The sequence below is a fragment of the Streptomyces griseoloalbus genome (genome assembly GCA_014650015.1).
GTDB classification, from domain to species: domain Bacteria; phylum Actinomycetota; class Actinomycetes; order Streptomycetales; family Streptomycetaceae; genus Streptomyces; species Streptomyces griseoloalbus.
In genome coordinates this window covers 1-18,880 of the sequence record BMUD01000017.1, presented here as the reverse complement: position 1 = coordinate 18,880, position 18,880 = coordinate 1, and the positions used below count along the sequence as shown (strand labels likewise).

The 18,880-nt window shown below is 71.1% G+C and carries 17 protein-coding genes; 8 read left to right on the top strand and 9 right to left on the bottom strand.

All coding sequences use genetic code 11. The annotated features are described in order from the left end of the window. Positions 1-115: 115 nt before the first annotated feature. Positions 116-1,324, bottom strand: a complete 1,209-nt coding sequence (serB, locus tag IE178_RS24125; RefSeq protein WP_193513765.1) for a phosphoserine phosphatase SerB — start codon at positions 1,322-1,324, stop codon at positions 116-118. Positions 1,325-1,648: 324 nt separating this feature from the next. Further along, positions 1,649-3,640: a streptophobe family protein gene (locus IE178_RS24120; protein WP_193513764.1), complete on the bottom strand. Its 1,992-nt coding sequence runs from the start codon at positions 3,638-3,640 to the stop codon at positions 1,649-1,651. A gap of 241 nt (positions 3,641-3,881) precedes the next feature. Between IE178_RS24120 and IE178_RS24115 the strand changes: the two genes are divergently transcribed. Beyond that, the gene (locus IE178_RS24115; protein ID WP_184763658.1) at positions 3,882-6,428 is read left to right on the top strand and encodes an ABC transporter ATP-binding protein/permease; all 2,547 of its coding nucleotides are present in this window, start codon (positions 3,882-3,884) and stop codon (positions 6,426-6,428) included. A 90-nt stretch (positions 6,429-6,518) separates the two neighbouring features. Here the strand turns inward: IE178_RS24115 and IE178_RS24110 are convergent, their stop codons facing one another. From IE178_RS24110 to IE178_RS24100, 3 genes are all read right to left on the bottom strand, one after another. Continuing rightward, positions 6,519-7,253: a transglycosylase SLT domain-containing protein gene (locus IE178_RS24110; RefSeq protein WP_184763659.1), complete on the bottom strand. Its 735-nt coding sequence runs from the start codon at positions 7,251-7,253 to the stop codon at positions 6,519-6,521. Between the two features lie 345 nt (positions 7,254-7,598). Next, entirely contained in the window at positions 7,599-8,642 is a 1,044-nt protein-coding gene (locus IE178_RS24105) for an S-adenosylmethionine:tRNA ribosyltransferase-isomerase (protein ID WP_193513763.1), read from the bottom strand. Next, positions 8,639-9,337, bottom strand: a complete 699-nt coding sequence (locus IE178_RS24100; protein ID WP_193513762.1) for an SDR family NAD(P)-dependent oxidoreductase — start codon at positions 9,335-9,337, stop codon at positions 8,639-8,641. The genes IE178_RS24105 and IE178_RS24100 overlap by 4 nt, the downstream gene beginning before the upstream one ends. Positions 9,338-9,593: 256 nt before the next feature. On the opposite strand from IE178_RS24100, the gene IE178_RS24095 reads away from it, so the two are divergent. The 3 genes from IE178_RS24095 to IE178_RS24085 all read left to right on the top strand — a co-directional run bounded on the left by IE178_RS24095 (position 9,594) and on the right by IE178_RS24085 (position 11,777). Beyond that, entirely contained in the window at positions 9,594-10,739 is a 1,146-nt protein-coding gene (locus tag IE178_RS24095; protein ID WP_184763662.1) for a GAF domain-containing sensor histidine kinase, read from the top strand. Next, positions 10,732-11,373, top strand: coding sequence for a response regulator (locus IE178_RS24090; protein WP_193513761.1), 642 nt, complete (start codon positions 10,732-10,734; stop codon positions 11,371-11,373). The genes IE178_RS24095 and IE178_RS24090 overlap by 8 nt, the downstream gene beginning before the upstream one ends. A gap of 158 nt (positions 11,374-11,531) precedes the next feature. After that, positions 11,532-11,777, top strand: a complete 246-nt coding sequence (locus tag IE178_RS24085) for a chaplin (RefSeq protein ID WP_184763664.1) — start codon at positions 11,532-11,534, stop codon at positions 11,775-11,777. 339 nt (positions 11,778-12,116) lie between these two features. Here IE178_RS24085 and IE178_RS24080 read toward each other — a convergent pair whose 3' ends face one another. After that, the gene (locus IE178_RS24080) at positions 12,117-12,905 is read right to left on the bottom strand and encodes an Rv1486c family protein (protein ID WP_318280222.1); all 789 of its coding nucleotides are present in this window, start codon (positions 12,903-12,905) and stop codon (positions 12,117-12,119) included. Between the two features lie 162 nt (positions 12,906-13,067). On the opposite strand from IE178_RS24080, the gene IE178_RS24075 reads away from it, so the two are divergent. The 3 genes from IE178_RS24075 to IE178_RS24065 all read left to right on the top strand — a co-directional run bounded on the left by IE178_RS24075 (position 13,068) and on the right by IE178_RS24065 (position 15,499). Next, positions 13,068-13,865, top strand: coding sequence for an ABC transporter ATP-binding protein (locus IE178_RS24075; RefSeq protein ID WP_184763666.1), 798 nt, complete (start codon positions 13,068-13,070; stop codon positions 13,863-13,865). Between the two features lie 98 nt (positions 13,866-13,963). Continuing rightward, the gene (locus IE178_RS24070; RefSeq protein WP_184763667.1) at positions 13,964-14,395 is read left to right on the top strand and encodes an NfeD family protein; all 432 of its coding nucleotides are present in this window, start codon (positions 13,964-13,966) and stop codon (positions 14,393-14,395) included. A 147-nt stretch (positions 14,396-14,542) separates the two neighbouring features. Continuing rightward, positions 14,543-15,499 carry an SPFH domain-containing protein gene (locus IE178_RS24065; RefSeq protein ID WP_184763668.1) on the top strand — a complete coding sequence of 319 codons (957 nt, stop codon included), beginning with the start codon at positions 14,543-14,545 and terminating at the stop codon, positions 15,497-15,499. 111 nt (positions 15,500-15,610) lie between these two features. On the opposite strand, the gene IE178_RS24060 is transcribed toward IE178_RS24065, so the two are convergent. The 3 genes from IE178_RS24060 to IE178_RS24050 form a co-directional block, all read right to left on the bottom strand. Beyond that, positions 15,611-16,117, bottom strand: coding sequence for an HNH endonuclease (locus IE178_RS24060; protein WP_184763669.1), 507 nt, complete (start codon positions 16,115-16,117; stop codon positions 15,611-15,613). 209 nt (positions 16,118-16,326) lie between these two features. Further along, positions 16,327-16,866 (bottom strand): YbhB/YbcL family Raf kinase inhibitor-like protein, encoded by a 540-nt coding sequence (locus IE178_RS24055; protein WP_184763670.1) that lies wholly within the window; start codon positions 16,864-16,866, stop codon positions 16,327-16,329. Between the two features lie 41 nt (positions 16,867-16,907). Then, the gene (locus tag IE178_RS24050) at positions 16,908-17,690 is read right to left on the bottom strand and encodes a sporulation protein (protein WP_184763671.1); all 783 of its coding nucleotides are present in this window, start codon (positions 17,688-17,690) and stop codon (positions 16,908-16,910) included. 189 nt (positions 17,691-17,879) lie between these two features. On the opposite strand from IE178_RS24050, the gene IE178_RS24045 reads away from it, so the two are divergent. Further along, a complete protein-coding gene (locus IE178_RS24045) occupies positions 17,880-18,521 on the top strand; it encodes a DNA-3-methyladenine glycosylase (RefSeq protein ID WP_184763672.1) in 642 nt (213 codons plus the stop codon). Positions 18,522-18,880: the final 359 nt, after the last annotated feature.

Sequence of the window (18,880 nt, the reverse complement as noted above, 5' to 3'; positions counted from 1 at the left end):
ACACCCGGGTGACACACCCGGCCGGACAGGGGCCCGGTATCCGACGTCCGTCACGACGTCCGTCGGTGCCGGGCCCGCCCCTGGCCGCACCACGGTCCGGGCGGCGGCACGCGGCTCAGCCCACGTCGAGCGTGTCCGCCGCCTCGACCTCTTCGCGCGTGACGCCCAGCAGATAAAGGACCGTGTCCAGGAAGGGGAAGTTCACCGCCGTGTGGGCCGCCTCGCGCACCACCGGCTTGGCGTTGAAGGCGACACCGAGACCCGCCGCGTTCAGCATGTCCAGGTCGTTCGCCCCGTCACCGATCGCCACGGTCTGCGACAACGGAACCCCCGCCTCGGCCGCGAACCGGCGCAGCAGCCGGGCCTTGCCCGCCCTGTCCACGATCTCGCCGGTGACCCGTCCGGTCAGCTTCCCGTCGACGATCTCCAGGGTGTTGGCCTGGGCGAAGTCCAGCCCCAGCCGCTCCTTCAGATCATCCGTGACCTGGGTGAACCCGCCGGACACCACACCCACTTGATAACCGAGGCGCTTCAGGGTGCGGATCAGGGTGCGGGCGCCCGGCGTCAGCCGCACCTCACTGCGCACCTTGTCCACCACGGAGGCGTCCAGCCCCTCGAGCAGCGCCACGCGCGCGTGCAGCGACTGCTCGAAGTCCAGCTCCCCGCGCATGGCGGCCGCCGTCACCTCGGCGACCTTGTCCTCGCAGCCGGCGTGTGCGGCGAAGAGCTCGATCACCTCGTCCTGGATGAGCGTGGAGTCCACGTCCATGACGACCAGGCGCTGCGCCCGCCGGTACAGTCCCGCCGCGACCACGGCCACGTCGACCCCGAGCCGCGCGGCGTCGGTCACCAGGGCGGTCCGCAGCGGTTCCGTCGCCACACCGGACACCGCGAACTCCACGGCCGTCACCGGGTACTTGGCGAGCCGGAAGATGCGGTCGATGTTGCCGCCGGTCTTCGTGATCCGTGAGGCGATCGCCGCCGTCGCCTCCGAGGTCAGGGGGTGCCCCAGCACCGTGACCAGGGAACGGCCGAGCCCGCGCGGACGGTTGTCGCCGATGCCGGAGATGATCTCCGCCTGCATCTTCATCGACTCCGCCCAGGTGTGGACGGTCGCCCGCAGATCCCCTTCCAGCCCCTTGGGGGGCTCGGTCACGAGCGCGCAGAGCACGATGCGGCCACGGGTGACGACCTGCTCGATGTCGACCACGTCGACCGAGTAGGCGGCGAGGGTGTCGAAGAGGCCGGCCGTGATGCCCGGCCTGTCCTTGCCGAAGATCTTGACAAGGAGAGTGGGAACGTCGGAGGTCTGCGATGCGTCCATGGTGCTTCCACCGTATCCGGCACGCAGTGCCTCGCGCCTCCGAGGTCCGTCTGGCGGACAGCGAACACTGGGCGTCGCCGGGATGTCCCGGACCTTACGTACAGGCCGGGTCCGACCTGCTCTGTTCCGTCCCCGGCCCGCTCGTCGTCCCCGGGCTCCCGGGCGGGGCCGGCAGCCGCGCTCCGGCCACTCGTCCGCCGGAGCAGGCAGCCGTCGGCGGCCGTCGGACCGCGCCGGCGGCCGTCCGTCGCGCCCGGCCGTCGGCCGTCCGCGGACCGGTCCCTGGTCGCGGCCCTCCGCCGTTCCTGCCGCCGGGGGAGCCGATCAGCGGTCACTGTCCGGCCTGCGCGGTGCCGGGGGAGGCGGCGGAGGCGGCGGCACCTCGTCCGGCCACCACGACGACGGCCTGCCACCCCGGGGCCCGGGACCCCGCCGGGGTCCACGCCCGGGCGGCGGCCCGATCGGCCGGGCCACGGTGGGCGCACCGTAGACGTCGCCGTGCCCGTCGTCCCCTTCGCCGGGCGTCCCCGGACCGCCGTCGCCCGTGGGGCCACCATCGGAGCCCGTGGGACCACCGGGCGCCCGCGGCGCGTCCTCGGGCCCTCGCGAGTCCTGCGGCCCCCGTGAGTCCTGTGACCCCCACCGGCCCTGCGGCTCCCGCCCCTCCTGCACCGTCCACGACTCCCGCCCCACCCGCAGATAGGGATTGGTGTCCGGGTTCGGCGGCCGGTGAGGGACCCCCGGTGTGTACGGCCCGGATTCCGCTCCGTGCTCCCCGACCCCGGAGCTCTCCGCCCGCCGCCACGCCTCGGGCCCCTCGGCTCTCTCAGCCCTCATGTCACCCCGTGCCAGGGGGGCCGCCCGCGTCCCCGCCGCACCGCTCGCCCACGCCAGCAGCGCCCCCGCCGCGCCGGCCCCCGCGCCCCACACCGCACCCAGCAGGAACGCCATGCCGAGACGACCGCGCAACTCGATCCCTGCGCCGAAGGCGTCGAAGCCCAGCACGGACAGCGAGGCGTTCACGGACACCCCCGTCAGCCGAGCCAGCAACGGCAGGGCCAGAGCCGTAGCCGCCCCCAGCCGCAGCGCACACCGCCCCGCGAAGCCGACCGCTCCCGGACGCCGCCCCGCGACGCCACCCATCCCTCGCGGACGCCGTGCCGTGATCCTCCCCGACGTTCCCCGATCCCGCGCCTCCGCCTCCGCCTCCGCCTCCACCCCCGCCACCGGCGTCCGGACACCCGCCAGCACCCCCGCCAGCAGCATCATCAGCGCGGCGGCCACCCCCAGCAGCCACACCCGCCGGTCGAGCTCGGCCAGCCGCGCCAGCGTGACCGTCCGGTCGGAGCCGACCCGAAGGAGGTCGTCCACGGGATGGGGCAGCACCCCGAGCAGCGCTCCACTCGCCCGCCCGTCCCACGGCACGAACAGGCCGACCGGTATGCCCAGCCACACGCCGTTCGGCGCCCCCAGCAGCGCCGCCCCCGCGATCCGCCGCGGATGGTCGTCGCCGATCGCCGCGTAGCCCGCCGCGGCGAGCCCCGCAGCCACCGCCACCAGCCCCACCGCGACGAGGGCCGACACCGTCGGCCGTACGACCCGGTGCACGGCGTCCCAGCCGCGCGGCAGGGGAGTGCGGCGCGACGCCAGCAGCGCGACCAGCAGGATGCCGGCCGACCAGCCGAGGCCACCCAGCAGCGTCGGCACCGTGTCGACGGTGAACCCGACCGCCGCCTCCGCGTCGACGAGATCACCGATCCGGTCCGGCAACAGCTCCCCGACGTCACCGAGATCGCCCAGCCCCGGAATCTCACCCCCGCCCGGCAGCTCGTCCAGCCCCAGCGATCCCCCGTCGATGGTGATGACGTCATGCCCGGCCCGGACCAGCCCGCCCGTCATCGCCACGAACAGCCCGACCACCGCGCCCGCCCGCGCGAGGAGTTCCGCGGCCGGGACCACAACTCCCGCCGCCCGCAGGGACCGCAGGAAGAAGTACGACAGCAGCAGCGCGCCCACCAGGCTCACGCCCAGTGGCGCGATATGGATGGCCGTGTCGGCCTCCGCGCCCGACAGTCCGAAGGCGGACACATCACCGGAGGGCGTGACCGAACCACCGGCAGCCAACGCCACCACGGCAGCGGTCATCGGCCCCAGGGAACCGGCCGCGTCCGCGCCCAGCAGATGCAGCCCGAGCGCCGCCGTCCCCGCCATCCCGATCAACGCCCAGCTCACCGCGGCGACCGCGGACATCACCACGTCGGCCCATGGCACGCGCGCACCGTGCCCCGCGGCTCCGACGCCTGTGGCAGCACTCATGGCAGACCCCCCGATCCGCGGCGCGGCGAAACGGCCGCGCGTGTCCCCCTCGCGTGGTTTACCACTCTCCGAGCCGATTTCAACCCCGCCGACGAAACACCGTGAACGCCTTGGTGCGCGGTCGTGACAAGGCCCGACTTTCGGTCAGAGGGCCGAGCCTGAAATAGTTCCCCCCGATGTTCGACATCCCTAGACTCCCTGCGATGGGGGAAATTCGGGGGACAACTCAGTGGGGCATGGAGTGCCGGAACTCGTACTGGAATCAAACGGACGGACCTGGACGCTCGATCCGTCCAGGTCTTACACCCTCGGACGCGATCCGCAGGGGGACGTCGTGCTGGACGACGCCAGGGTTTCCTGGCGCCACGCCACGATCAGCTTCAACGGCCGCAGTTGGGTCATCGAGGACCACGGCAGCACCAACGGCACATTCGTGCAGGGGCAGCGGATCCACCACCTGGAGTTCGGCTCCGACACGGTGCTGAATCTGGGCAACGCTACCGACGGGCCGCGCGTGACCCTGTCCGGCGCCGCGGCACCGGCCGCCACGCCGCAGGCTCAGCCGCAGCAGCCGTACGCCGCCCAGGGGGCGAACGCGGGCTGGGCTCAGCAGGCGCAGCCACAGCAGCAGCCCGCCCAGCAGCCCGGCTGGCAGCAGCCGCATCAGGCGGCACCGCATCAGGCGGCGGCTCCGCAGCAGTCCGCGCCGCACATCCCGCAGCAGCAGGGACCCGGCGGCGGCGCGGGGGCGCCGCCGGTCTACGGCGACCGCAGCCCCACCACGTTCCACCAGTTCTCGCTCGGCCGCGTGATGCGCATCGGCCGTGCCCTGGAGAACGATCTGGTCGTCTCCGACCTCCAGGTCTCCCGCAACCACGCCGAGTTCCACTCGACGCCCGACGGGCGCATGGAGATCCGCGACCTCGGCTCGCACAACGGCACGTACGTCAACGGCCAGCCGATCGCCAAGGGCGGCGCGCAACTGCTCGGCCCCACCGACGTCGTGGGCGTCGGCCACTCGACGTTCCGGATCGTCGGCGACCGGCTCGAGGAGTTCGTCGACACCGGTGAGGTGTCCTTCTCCGCCCGTCACCTGACCGTCACGGTCGACGGCGGCAAGCAGATCCTCAAGGACGTCTCCTTCGGCGTCCCGGAGAAGTCGCTGATCGCGGTCATCGGCCCGTCCGGCTCCGGCAAGTCGACCCTGCTCAAGGCGCTCACCGGCTACCGCCCGGCGAACCAGGGCGAGGTCCTCTACGACAACCGGAACCTCTACAAGCAGTTCGCCGAGCTGCGCCAGCGCATCGGTCTGGTTCCGCAGGACGACATCCTGCACAAGGAACTGACCGTCAAGAAGGCCCTGAAGTACGCGGCCAAGCTCCGCTTCCCCTCCGACACCACGGCCGCCGAGCGCGACGCCCGTATCGACGAGGTGCTGCGCGAGCTCAAGCTGGACATCCACAAGGACAAGAAGGTCACCTCCCTGTCCGGCGGCCAGCGCAAGCGCGTCTCCGTGGCCCTGGAACTGCTGACCAAGCCGTCACTGATCTTCCTCGACGAGCCCACCTCCGGTCTCGACCCGGGCATGGACCGCGACGTGATGCAGCTGCTGCGCGGCCTGGCCGACGACGGCCGTACGGTCCTCGTCGTCACCCACTCGGTGGCCGAGCTGGCGATCTGCGACAAGCTCCTGGTGATGGCGCCGGGCGGCTCGGTCGCCTACTTCGGCCCGCCCGAGGAGGCGCTGAACTTCTTCGGCTACGACACCTGGGCCGACGTCTTCTCCGCCTTCGAGAACTACCGCGACTACGACTGGGCGGGCCGCTGGAAGGGCTCGCAGCACTACCAGATGTACGCCGCGGACATCGACGCCGTCGCGCCGCAGTCCGTACAGGTCCCGGCGATGCAGGCGATGAAGCCGCCGAAGCCGCAGGGCTGGATGTCGCAGTTCGTCACGCTGGTGCGCCGCTACATCTCCGTGATCGTCTCCGACAAGGGCTTCCTCGCCCTGATGGTGATCCTTCCGGCCGTCCTCGGCGCGGTCAGCCTGCTCATCGACGCGGACAAGGGTCTGCTGCCCAATCCGCCCAACCCGCAGACCGGCCGGATCATCCCGAACGGCACGGCGACCACGGTGCTGCTGATCCTCGCGGTGGGCGCCTGTTTCGCGGGCGCGGCCAACTCCGTGCGTGAGCTGATCAAGGAACGCGTCATCTACGAGCGGGAGCGCGCCACCGGCCTGTCCCGCTCGGCGTACCTGATGTCCAAGGTGTTCGTGCTCGGCATGATCACCGTGCTCCAGGGCCTGCTGGTCGGCGTGATCGGCTTCTCCAGCCGGGAGATCCCGGAGGAGGGGCTGGTCCTCGGCGGCTTCACGCTGCTGGAGCTCTCCCTGCCGATCATGGCGCTCGGCTTCACCTCGATGATGTTCGGCCTGATCATCTCCGCGCTGGTGAAGACCGCCGAGAAGACCATGCCGCTGCTGGTGATGTTCGCGATCATCCAGGTCGTCTTCACCGGCTGCCTGTTCGCCCTGCACGGCTCGATCGGCGTGAACCAGTTCTCGTTCCTGATGCCGTCGCGCTGGGCGGTCGCCGCGTCGGGCGCCACGCTGGACTTCAACAAGATCAGCCCGCCGGAGTCGGCCGGTGACACCGACCCGCTGTGGGAGCACACGGTCGGGGCCTGGGCGATGGACATGGGCGCGCTGCTCGCCCTCGGCGTGGTGTGCGGCTTCTTCGTGGCCCGCTTCCTGCGCCGGCACGAGCCCGAGGTCATGCGCAAGTAACCCGCGCCGTACGACCCCGAAGGGCGGCACCCCGTCAGGAGGGTGCCGCCCTTCGGCGTCTGTGTTCGCGAGAAGAGGTCCGCGCCGACCTCAGTACGCGCTGTCGACGTTGTCCATGGTGCCGTACTTGTCGGCCGCGTAGTTGCAGGCGGCGGTGATGTTGGCGACCGGGTCGTAGATGTTCTTCGAGGTGCCCGGGACGTGGTACGCCTCGAACGTCGGCGGGATCACCTGCAGCAGGCCCTTGGACGGGATGCCGTTCTGGGCGTTGATGTCCCAGAGGTTGATCGCCTTGGGGTTGCCGGAGGACTCCCGCATGACGTTGCGGTGGATGCCCTCGTAGGAGCCGGGGATGCCGTGCTTCTTCATGATGTCCAGGGACTCACGGATCCAGCCGTCCAGGTTGTTGCCGTAGGACGTCTTGGCGACGGCCTTCTTCACCACGGTGCGCTCGGCGGCACGGCTGGCGGCCTCCTTGGCCTGGCGGGCCTTCTCGGCCTTGGCCTTCGCGGCGGCAGCGGCGGCCTTCTGCTGGGCGGCGGCCTCGGCAGCGGCCTGCTTCTTCGCGGCGATCTGCTCGGCCTTGACGCTGGCGCCGGCGAGCTGGTCGGTGACGCTGGCCTTGACGTCGTTGATCTGCTCGGTGCTGTACGCGACCTGCGCCGTGGGGGCGGCGGCCTCGGTCGTGGTGGTCGTGGACGCGTCGCTGGGGACCGCCGAGAAACCGATCGCGGCGGCACCGAGGGCGGCGACACCGGCGGCGGCGATCTTGTGGTGACGGGTCAGGGCACGACTATGACCACGGGTGAGGAAGTTCTTCGACATGCGGAATGGACCTCTTCGAATAGCGCGGAGGTCGCTCAACGTCCGGTGGGGGACGGGTGCTTCCGGCACAAACGCCGCGGGCGGAAACCCACGGCGCTGAGCGACGCAGCCATTCTTAGCGGCCGCAAAATGGCAGCGCAAAGGTGTGACGTACGAAGCTGGGTAGTGGATCAGGGAGGGGTAAATCAGGACAGATTAGACCGTACGTACCGCTCATGTGGGTGGTATGTCGCTCCTAATCCCCTTCGTACGTGATGTGCGCCCTATGCTCGGCCTCACACCGGCCCCTCATCGGTCTCACCATTAGTTGCGCGAGCAATGCTCTGTGTGAGGGTGCGTGGGGAGTCATTCCGGCAGCACGAGGTGCACGTCCCCGAACTCGTGCCAGAGATAGCGCCCACGCAGCGCCTCCTCATAACCGCGGTCGACCGCCGCACGCCCCGCGACCGCCTCCAGCATCAGCAGATGCGAGGCCTCCGGCTCGTGCAGCCCGGTCAGCAGCCCGTCCACCACCCGCACCCCGCGCTCGGGGGTCACCACCAGATCGGTCCACCCCGCGCGGGCCCGCACCACCGCGTCCGCGCCGGCCGCCGACTCCACCGCCCGCACGGCCGTCGTCCCCACCGCGATCACCCGGCCGCCGCCCGCCCGCGCCGCCCCGACCAGCCGCGCCGACGCCTCCGGCACCACGAACCGCTCCGGATACGGCGGCTCGTGCGCCTCACCCGAGGCCACCCCGGCGTGCAGCGCGACCGGCGCGAACTGCACCCCCCGGCTCACCAGCTCCGCCACCATCCGCGCGGTGAACGGGCGCCCCGCACTCGGCATCTCCGCACTCCCCGCACCGTCCGGCGACGGCAGCGCGAACACCGTCTGGTACGCCGACAACGGCTGATCCCGCTCCGTATAGGCGTACCGAATGGGCCGCCCGTGCTCCCGCAGCACCCCGAGAACGTCCCGGGTCACGCGCGCCCGCCACAGCCGCTCCCCCCGCGCGCTCAGCGGCTCCTCCAGCACCAGCCGCGTACCACCCACCAGCCGCACCTCACTGCCCGCGGGCGCTCCCGCGCGCGCACGCGTGGTGCCCCGTCCGTCGGGATCCCGCAGCTCGACCGCCCAGCGGCCGTCGTCGCCGCGCGTGGAGAAATGCACCACCACGCGCGCGTGCCCGAGCCACCCGTCGACGGCCGCCGCCAGGGTGGGCGAGGTGTTCACCACCAGCAGGTCCCCGGCCCGCAGCAGCCGGGGCAGCTCCACGAAGGCGTGATGCGACACCGCCGTGCCCCGCGACACCAGCAGCCGCACCGAGTCCCGGTCGAGACCCGGCCCGCGCTGCTCGACCGGTATCCGCGCCGACAGTTCCTCCGGCACCCGAACGGTCGGCGTCACCGCCGCTCCTCCAGCAGTGCCGTGGCGCCGTAGCGGCCGCTCGCCGGCCGCTCGTCCAGCAGCCGGAGGAAGGCCGGCACCACACCGGCCGGCTCCGGCCGCGGATCGTCGTCGTCCGGTACGGCCGCCGCGTACAGGTCCGTGGCCATGTCCCCCGGGTCGACCGCCCACACCCGCAGCCGCGGTTCCTCCACCGCCAGCACCGCCGCCAGCTGGTCCAGGGCCGCCTTGGACGCCCCGTACCCGCCCCAGGTCGGATAGGCCTCAGCGGCGGCGTCCGAGCTGACCACGAGCACCGCGCCCGCCGCGCCGGTCCGCAGCAACGGCAGCGCCTCCTGCACCAGGCCCAGCGCCGCCACCACGTTCACCTCCAGCGCCCGCCGCAACCCCTCCAGCGGCAGCTCCTCCAGAGGCACCAGCGGCTCGGCGCCCAGCGCGCTCGCGTTGTGCACCACCAGGTCCACCCCGCCCAGCCGCCACGCCGCCGCCACCAGCTCCGCGCGGTGCGCGGCGTCCGTGACGTCCCCCGGCAGCGCCGTCACGCGCGTGCCGTGCGCCGACATCAGCCCCGCCGCCTCCGCGAGGGGAACCGCGTCCCGCGCGTCGATCACCAGATCCCAGCCGCGCGCCGCCAGCGCATGGGCGAGCGCCTCTCCGAGCCCCTTCGAAGCCCCCGTGATGATCGCGACCGGCATGGCAACCGTCCCTTCGTCGTCGACGCCGCTCGATCGGCGTGCCCTCAACCTAGGGACCGGCCCCTCGCCCCCGCTTCGGGCCCCGGACGCAGGGACACGGGTCCCTTCGGCCTACGCCACCGTCCCCCGCCCGTGGTCCTGCGCCGGTCCTACGACGCCGGCCGCGACGCGGGACCCCGGACCTAGGACCACCGCCCGGGCAGGGACCGCCACACGTCCGATCCACGTCGCCCCGGCCCGCCGGTACCGTGAGGACATGAGCCACGGCCCCCGGTCCGGCCTCGCCGCGGTGAGTTCCGCGTTGCTGGCCATGAGCAGGCACCTCGAGGTACGCGACGTCCTCAAGACGATCGTCGCCTCGGCCCGCGAACTCCTCGACGCGCAGTACGCCGCGCTCGGCGTGCCCGACGACCACGGCGGCTTCGCCCAGTTCGTGGTCGACGGCGTCAGCGACGACCAGTGGAAGGCCATCGGGCCCCTCCCGCGCCAGCACGGCATCCTCGCCGCCATGCTCCGCGAGGCCACCCCCCAGCGCCTCGCCGACGTGCGCCGGGACCCCCGCTTCGAGGGCTGGCCGAGCGCCCACCCCGACCTGGCCGACTTCCTGGGGCTGCCCATCCGCGACGGCGACGAGGTCATCGGCGCCCTGTTCCTCGCCAACAAGAGGTGCCCCAAACCCGAGGGCACCTGCGGCTTCACCGAGGACGACGAGGAACTGCTCGGCATCCTCGCCCAGCACGCGGCGATCGCCCTCACCAACGCCCGGCTCTACGAACGCAGCCGTGAACTGACCATCGCCGAGGAACGCTCCCGTCTCGCCCACGAGCTCCACGACGCCGTCAGCCAGAAACTCTTCTCCCTGCGGCTCACGGCCCAGGCCGCCGCCCGCCTCGTCGACCGCGACCCCTCACGGGCCAAGGGCGAGCTGCAGCAGGTGGCCGCCCTGGCCGCGGAGGCCGCCGACGAACTGCGCGCGGCGGTCGTCGAACTGCGCCCCGCGGCCCTCGACGAGGACGGCCTGGTCGCCACGCTCCGCACGCAGATCCAGGTCCTCGACCGGGCACACAGCGCGCGCGTGACCTTCACCGGCCACGGCGTACGCGCCCTGCCCGCCGCCCAGGAGGAGGCGGTGCTGCGCGTCGCCCAGGAGGCACTGCACAACGCCCTGCGGCACTCCGGCGGCGACCACGTCGACGTCACCCTGGACCGCCGCGGCGGCGGCGCGGTCCTGCGCGTCAGCGACGACGGCAGCGGCTTCGACCCGCGGCTCGTCCGCCGCGCGGGGCGCCATCTGGGCCTGGTCTCCATGCGGGACCGGGCAAGCGGGGTCGGCGGCAGGCTGACCGTGGAATCGGCGCCCGGCAAGGGCACCACGATCGAGATGGAGGTCCCCGGTGGCTGACGCAATCAAGGTGCTGCTGGTCGACGATCACCAGGTGGTACGCCGGGGTCTGCGCACCTTTCTCGAGGTGCAGGACGACATCGTGGTCGTCGGCGAGGCGGCGGACGGCGCCGAAGGGGTCGCCCTGGCGGCGGAGTTGCAGCCCGACGTCATCCTCATGGACGTCAAGATGCCGGGCATGGACGGCGTGGACGCGCTGCGCAGGCTCCGCGAACTGGACCACCCCGCGCGCGTGCTGATCGTCACCAGCTTCACCGAACAGCGCACCGTGGTCCCCGCCCTGCGCGCGGGCGCCGCCGGTTACGTGTACAAGGACGTCGACCCCGACGCGCTTGCCGGCGCCATCCGTTCCGTGCACGCCGGGCACGTCCTCCTTCAAGCCGAGGTGGCCGGCGCGCTGCTGTCCCAGGAGGAGACCAACTCCGGCGCGGGGCGCGCGGGATCCCTCACCGAACGGGAACGCGAGGTGCTCGGCCTGATAGCGGACGGCCGCGCCAACCGGGAGATCGCCCGCGCCCTGGTGCTCTCCGAGAAGACCGTGAAGACCCACGTTTCGAACATCCTGATGAAACTCGACCTGGCGGACCGCACCCAGGCCGCCCTGTGGGCCGTACGCCACGGCGTGAGCGGCTGACCCGCGACGCCACGCACCGGACGGAAGGTTCCCCTCCGATCCGAGATTCATACCGTCGTGGGAATGTCCCCCGGATGGCCGTATCCATCGTCGGCGTTCACCGTTCTCCAGTGCGTGCCGCGGCGCCTGCCGCGGTCATCGCAAGGAGGGCTCGGAAAGTGAAGAACCTGAAGAAGGCAGCGGCCGTGACGATGGTGGCCGGCGGCCTGCTCGCCGCCGGCGCGGGAATGGCCTCCGCCACCGACGGCAGCCACGCCGACGGTACGGCCGTGGGCTCCCCGGGTGTCGTCTCCGGCAACGTCATCCAGGTCCCGGTCGACGTACCGGTCAACGTGTCCGGCAACAGCGTCAACGTCATCGGCGTGCTGAACCCGGCCTTCGGAAACGTGGCCGTCAACGACTGACGCCTGTCACGACACCGGTGAACCCCCGGCCTCCCGGCCCCACCCGGGAGGCCGAGGCGCAACCGCCACCAACCGCCCCGCCCGAGCTGCCGTCATCCGCACCGCCCCTGCGCGGCCAGTCGCCCCGCCCGAGCTGCGGCATCCGTACCGCCCCTGCGCGGGCGGTCGCCCCGCCCGAGCTGCCGTCATCCGCACCGCCCCAGCGCGGCCAGTCATACCGCCCCAGCTGCGGGCATTCGTGCCGCTGGGGCGGCACGGGTGGGCGCAGCGGCACCCGTCAGCGCCGGCAGCGCGACCCACCCCCGTCCAGCCCCGACATCGGCCACCGGACCAACGCCGTCACCGCACCCCCCGCTCCCGCTCCTCCACAACGGAGTTGTACGCAGCGACCTGCGCCCGCCGAGCCGTCCGCTCCACCGGCCGCAACGCGGCACCCCGCGCCGCCATCTCGGAGGCACTCACCGCACCCCCGTCCCCCTGAGCCCCCGCCAGCGAAACCAGCACCCCCACCCGCTGCGCCAGCTCCAGCACCCGCACCGCCCGCGGCGGATACCCCGGCGCCAGCACCTCCCGCCCCCGCTCCGCCCGAGCCCGGTACGCGTCGATCGCCGCCTCCGCCACCGGCCCCGACCCGGCCACGTCCAGCCGCGTCAGCACCTCGGTCGCCTCCCTGAGCGCCTCCGCCAGCTCCCGCTCCGCCTCACCGAGCGAGGGCACATCGGCGGGCGGCGCCTCCCGCACCGGCAGGCAGTGCCACACCACCTCCACGTGCACATCACCCTCGGGCCCGGCCTCGTACACCTCCGGCACCAGCCCGAACGCGGCCCCGTGACAGACCACCGCCTCCTCGGCCTCCAGCGCCCGCGCGTTGAACTCCGGCGGCCCGCTCAGCCCCAGCGGATGCCCCGGCGCCGGCAGCGCCACCCGCAGCCCGGTCACCCCGAGCGTCCGCAACCGCCCCAGCGCCAGCGTGAGCCCCACGGGAGCGGACTCACCCGGCAGCCCCTCCACCCGGTGCACCGCGTCCGCACCGACGACGGCGAGCACGGCGTCGTCCGGTGAGACAAGTCCGGCAAGTAGGGCATTTCCCCAAGCGGCAAGGCGTCCAGAGCGAGGTTCCGAGAGCATGCCTCCACCCTAGACAGAGCCCAAGAACCGGACCGATGGAATGCCCGGGCCGACCGGTGGCGTAGATTTCATGAAGGGCTGCGCCCGCGGGTGCGGCGGACCGACCCACAGGCGTACGCGACAGCCGAGACCGGCCACACTGCAAGGGGAGACAACGCGCTCATGAGCGATGTTCTGGAGCTTCAGGACGTATCCGTGGTCCGTGAGGGCCGGGCTCTGGTGGACCAGGTCTCCTGGTCGGTCAAGGAGGGCGAGCGCTGGGTCATCCTCGGCCCCAACGGCGCCGGCAAGACCACCCTCCTCAACATCGCGTCCAGCTACCTCTACCCCAGCAAGGGCACCGCCTCCATCCTCGGCGAGACCCTCGGCACACCCGGCACCGACGTCTTCGAGCTGCGCCCGCGCATCGGCGTCGCCGGAATCGCCCTGGCCGACAAGCTCCCCAAGCGCCAGACGGTCCTGCAGACCGTGCTCACAGCCGCCTACGGCATGACCGCCGGCTGGCACGAGGACTACGAGGAGATCGACGAGCAGCGCGCCCGCGCCTTCCTCGACCGCCTCGGCATGTCCGAGTACCTGGACCGCAAGTTCGGCACCCTCTCCGAGGGCGAGCGCAAGCGCACTCTCATCGCCCGCGCTCTGATGACCGACCCCGAGCTGCTGCTCCTCGACGAGCCCGCCGCCGGTCTCGACCTCGGCGGCCGCGAGGACCTCGTACGCCGCCTCGGCCGGCTCGCCCGCGACCCGATCGCCCCCTCCATGATCATGGTCACGCACCATGTCGAGGAAATCGCCCCGGGCTTCACCCACGTCCTGATGATCCGCCAGGGCAAGGTCCTCGCGGCCGGGCCGCTGGAGCTCGAACTCACCTCCCGCAACCTCTCCCTCTGCTTCGGCCTGCCGCTCGTCGTCGAGCAGGTCGGCGACCGCTGGACCGCGCAGGGCCTCCCGATGTCCTGACTTCCCGGCGAGCGAGAGCCGAACTCCGCAGTGGCAAGGCCGGTTCAAACTGATCGGCGCCCTGTCCGCGACCGGGTGCGCGGTCCTACGATGACCACGTGGACATCGACGCATGGCTGTGGTGGCTGATCGGCGCGGCGGCTCTCGGCATCGGGCTGGTGATCACCGCGATGCCCGAACTCGGCATGCTCGCGGTGGGCGCCGTCGCCGCGGCCGTGGTCTCCGGCATCTTCGGCGGCGGCGCCGTCGCGCAGGTGGCGGTCTTCGCCGTCGTCTCGACCGCCCTCATCGCCGTCGTACGGCCCATCGCCAACAGACATCGCGCCCAGCGACCCCAACTCGTCACCGGCGTGGACGCCCTGAAGGGGAAACAGGCCATCGTGCTGGAGCGCGTCGACGGCGCCGGCGGCCGGATCAAGCTGGCCGGGGAGGTCTGGTCGGCACGCGCCCTCGACACCGGACGCGCCTATGAAGTAGGCCAGGAAGTGGACGTCGTGGACATCGAGGGAGCCACAGCGATCATCATGTGACGTCCCGCGACACAACTGGCGGGAACAACTCCCCAGTTGCACGACGGTCTGTCAGACTCGACCAGCAAGATCCTCAATGACAAGATCTCGAACAGCCATAGGATCTGCCGAAGGCGCCGAGGCGAAGAAGGGTACGGGGAACCGACGATGCAGCCGATCATCATCGTCCTGATCATCCTGGTGGTGTTGGTCTTCATCGCCCTGATCAAGACGATCCAAGTCATCCCGCAGGCGAGCGCCGCCATCGTCGAGCGCTTCGGCCGCTACACGCGGACACTCAACGCGGGCCTCAACATCGTGGTCCCGTTCATCGACACCATCCGCAACCGCATCGACCTGCGTGAACAGGTCGTCCCGTTCCCGCCGCAGCCGGTGATCACCCAGGACAACCTGGTCGTCAACATCGACACGGTCATCTACTACCAGGTCACCGACGCCCGCGCGGCCACCTACGAAGTGGCCAGCTACATCCAGGCGATCGAGCAGCTCACCGTCACCACGCTCCGCAACATCATCGGCGGCATGGACCTGGAGCGGACCCTCACCTCCCGCGAGGAGATCAACGCGGCCCTGCGCGGCGTCCTCGACGAGGCCACCGGCAAGTGGGGCATCCGCGTCAACCGCGTCGAGCTGAAGGCCATCGAACCGCCCACCTCCATCCAGGACTCGATGGAGAAGCAGATGCGCGCCGACCGCGACAAGCGCGCCGCCATCCTCCAGGCCGAAGGTGTCCGGCAGTCCGAGATCCTGCGCGCCGAGGGCGAGAAGCAGTCCCAGATCCTGCGCGCCGAGGGCGAGGCCAAGGCAGCCGCCCTGCGGGCCGAGGGCGAGGCCCAGGCGGTCCGTACGGTCTTCGAGGCGATCCACGCCGGCGACCCGGACCAGAAGCTGCTCTCCTACCAGTACCTCCAGATGCTCCCCAAGATCGCCGAAGGCGACGCCAACAAGCTCTGGATCGTCCCCAGCGAAATCGGCGACGCCCTCAAGGGCCTCTCCGGCGCCATGGGCAACTTCGGCGGCCTGGGCGGCGGTTCGGGCGGCAACGGAAACTCGGGAGGCACCGTCCCATCCCAGGAGCGCCGCGAAAAGCCCTCCATCGACTGACGGCACCGGTGAAACCCCGTTCCCCGCACCCCCTCAAGGGGCGCGGGGAACTGCGCGACCAACCACACCCCACCCGCAGCCGGGGAACCCCCAAGCCTGAGGGCGAAGGCCTCACGCAGCGTCCCGTGCCAACCACTCCGGCAGCGCCTCAAGATCATCCCTGGCCAGCGCCAGCAACATCGCATCGGCCGGCGTCGGCTCGAACGGCTCACGCAACAGCGGCATCCCCGCCTGCTCCGGAGTCCGGTTCGCCTTGCGGTGATTGTCCTCCGCGCACGAGGCCACCGTGTTCAGCCACGAGTCCTGACCGCCGTGCGAACGCGGCACCACGTGGTCCACGGTCGTCGCCCGCCGCCCGCAGTACGCGCACCGGTGCCGGTCCCGCACCAGGACGCCCCGCCTCGACCACGGTGCTTGTCTTCGGAACGGCACCCTGACGTAGTGGCAGAGCCTGATCACCCGGGGCGCCGGTATGTCGACCGCGGCTCCACGCATCCGCAGCTCGGGGTGGGCCTGCTCGACGACGGCCTTGTCCTGAAGCACCAGAACGACGGCTCGGTTCAGCGTCACCGTCGACAACGGCTCGAAGCTAGCGTTCAGTACCAGCGTGTCCCGCATACCAGCCCACCTCCCGTGTGCACCGGCCCACCCCTCGGCGGGCTGGGATCAACTCTGGCCGGGCACGCCGAGATGGACAACGCAATATCTGCTGCTCCTGCGGGAGGTGACCCCCGCGACCCCCGGCAACAAAAATGCCCGCCCCTGATCAATTCCAAGACCAGGGGCGGGCAAACGTTCCATGAACGCCGGGGACCGCGAGAAGCCGCTCAGGAATCCGCGGGCACCTCGTACTCACCGATCAGCTGGGCGCGCGCGAGCGTGTGGAACCGCAGGTTGAAGCCCACGACGGCAGGAGACGCGTCCGCGTCCGGACCGAGCTTCTCCTGGTCCACGGCGTACACCGTGAACACATATCGGTGCGGCCCGTCCCCGGGCGGCGGCGCGGCACCACCGAAGTCCTTGCTTCCGTAGTCGTTGCGCGCCTGGACCGCGCCCGCCGGCAGGCCCTCGAAGCTGCCGCTGCCCGCACCCGCCGACAGTTCGGTCACCGAGGCGGGGATGTCGAACACCACCCAGTGCCAGAACCCGCTGCCCGTCGGGGCATCGGGGTCGTAGCAGGTCACGGCGAAGCTCTTGGTCTCCGGCGGGAAGCCCTCCCACCGCAGGTGCGGCGAGGTGTTGCCGGCCGCGTGGACCTGAGCCTCCTTGAGCGTCGCCCCCTCCTTCACATCGTCGCTCGTCACCGTGAACGACGGCACGGGCGGATGGAAGTCGTGGGGGAGCGGCCGCCGCTTGAGCTCGGTCACCTCGGTACCTCCTGATCGTTTACGTTCGGTGCGAACCGAGCCTAGAACCAGTTGCGCTTGCTGCCGACCTCCGACAGCCACTGGTTCAGGTACGCCGTCCAATCGGTCCCCTGGTAGTCGTTGAGCCCCACCTTGAAGGACCGGAAGGTGTCGCTGCCCTCGCTGAACAGACCCGGCTTCTTGTCCATCTCCAGCACCACGTCCATGGCCTGCTCATCGGCGACGAAGCTCAGCTCGACCTGGTGCAGCCCCCGGTACTGCTGCGGCGGCAGGAACTCGATCTCCTGGTAGAAGGGCAGCTTCTGCCGGGTGCCCCGGATGTGCCCGCGTTCCATGTCCGCGTTCTTGAACCGGAAGCCCAGCTGGATGAACGCGTCCAGGATCGCCTTCTGCGCCGGCAGCGGGTGCACGTTGATCGGGTCCAGGTCGCCGGAGTCCACGGCCCGCGCGATGTCCAGCTCGGTGGTCACACCGATGTCCATCCCGCGCAGCGGCTGCCCGTCGATCATCGTGATCGGCGTCTCCCACGGGATCTCCAGCCCGAACTGCACCGCGTGCACCGCACCGGCCTGGATCTCGAAGGCGCCGCCCAGCCGCGACTTCGTGAACTCGATGTCCTGCTTGACCTCCTGGTCGCCGCTCTCCACCTCGACCTTGGCCTGCAGCCCGACCGACAGACCCTCGATCTGCTGGTTCACGGACCCGCCCTGGATCCGTACCTCGCCCTGGACGACGCCGCCCGGAACGACGTTGACCTCGTTGAGCACCGTCTCGACCGAGGCCCCGCCGGCTCCCAGACTCGCCAGCAGCTTCTTGAACGCCATGTCTCTCCCTCTCCAGGCGACCCCCGTGGGCCACACCTGATCCGTCGTCCCGCATCGACTCGTGCGTATGGACCCTTGGTCCCTAACAACGCGACCCGGCCGTGGCCGGTTCCGTGTCCCACACCCTGGCAAGGCCGGTGCCCGGTGACCACCCTGTGGGCCGGTCCGTCTCCAGTACCCTCGGACGCCATGATCGCGACCCCTGACCGTACGCCCCTTCCCAGGAAGTTCTTCGACCGCCCCGTACTCGAGGTCGCCCCCGATCTCCTCGGCCGCATCCTGGTGCGCAGCACCCCGGACGGTCCGATCGCCCTCCGCCTGACCGAGGTCGAGGCCTACGACGGCCCGAACGACCCCGGCTCCCACGCCTATCGCGGTCGCACCGCCCGCAATGACGTGATGTTCGGTGCGCCCGGCCATGTGTACGTCTACTTCACTTACGGCATGTGGTTCTGCATGAACCTGGTCTGCGGTCCCGAAGGCAGGGCGAGCGCGGTACTGCTGCGGGCCGGCGAGATCATCGAGGGCGCCGAACTGGCCCGCACCCGCCGACTCGCGGCGCGCAACGACAAGGAACTGGCCAAAGGCCCGGCCCGCCTCGCCACGGCCCTGGACGTGGACCGCGCACTCAACGGCACGGACGCCTGCGCCGCCGGCGACACCCCGCTCCGGATCCTGACCGGCGCCTCCGTGCCCTCCGACCAGGTGCGCAACGGCCCGCGCACCGGGGTCTCCGGCGACGGAGGCGTCCATCCCTGGCGCTACTGGGTCGCCAACGACCCGACGGTGAGCCCCTATCGGGCCCATGTGCCGCGGCGTCGGCAAAGTTGACTCGGCTTGGGAAGGTGCGTAATGTAGCCCGAGCCGCTTGAACCGGGTACGGCGATCGCCTGCAGCCGGAAGCGGCCAACCCACTACCTACGATCACCCCTCAGCAGGGTTGGATTCGGCGTGTCCGCATGTCTGAATTCTGAACCGCAGCGCCCGATTATGAATCGAGCGGGGGAATCGGTTAACGTAGTGAATGTCGAAAGGCCGACAGGCGAAAGCCAAAGGCTCGACGGCAAATCCCACCGACTGGGAATCGGGCCCGAAAGGATCTGATAGAGTCGGAAACGCAAGACCGAAGGGAAGCGCCCGGAGGAAAGCCCGAGAGGGTGAGTACAAAGGAAGCGTCCGTTCCTTGAGAA

Bases quoted from the DNA above. Each gene is read 5' to 3' on its own strand.
- serB (WP_193513765.1), bottom strand. From the start codon at position 1,324: ATGGACGCATCGCAGACCTCCGACGTTCCCACTCTCCTTGTCAAGATC.
- IE178_RS24120 (WP_193513764.1), bottom strand. From the start codon at position 3,640: ATGAGTGCTGCCACAGGCGTCGGAGCCGCGGGGCACGGTGCGCGCGTG.
- IE178_RS24110 (WP_184763659.1), bottom strand. From the start codon at position 7,253: ATGTCGAAGAACTTCCTCACCCGTGGTCATAGTCGTGCCCTGACCCGT.
- IE178_RS24100 (WP_193513762.1), bottom strand. From the start codon at position 9,337: ATGCCGGTCGCGATCATCACGGGGGCTTCGAAGGGGCTCGGAGAGGCG.
- IE178_RS24095 (WP_184763662.1), top strand. From the start codon at position 9,594: ATGAGCCACGGCCCCCGGTCCGGCCTCGCCGCGGTGAGTTCCGCGTTG.
- IE178_RS24080 (WP_318280222.1), bottom strand. From the start codon at position 12,905: ATGCTCTCGGAACCTCGCTCTGGACGCCTTGCCGCTTGGGGAAATGCC.
- IE178_RS24075 (WP_184763666.1), top strand. From the start codon at position 13,068: ATGAGCGATGTTCTGGAGCTTCAGGACGTATCCGTGGTCCGTGAGGGC.
- IE178_RS24065 (WP_184763668.1), top strand. From the start codon at position 14,543: ATGCAGCCGATCATCATCGTCCTGATCATCCTGGTGGTGTTGGTCTTC.
- IE178_RS24060 (WP_184763669.1), bottom strand. From the start codon at position 16,117: ATGCGGGACACGCTGGTACTGAACGCTAGCTTCGAGCCGTTGTCGACG.
- IE178_RS24050 (WP_184763671.1), bottom strand. From the start codon at position 17,690: ATGGCGTTCAAGAAGCTGCTGGCGAGTCTGGGAGCCGGCGGGGCCTCG.
- IE178_RS24045 (WP_184763672.1), top strand. From the start codon at position 17,880: ATGATCGCGACCCCTGACCGTACGCCCCTTCCCAGGAAGTTCTTCGAC.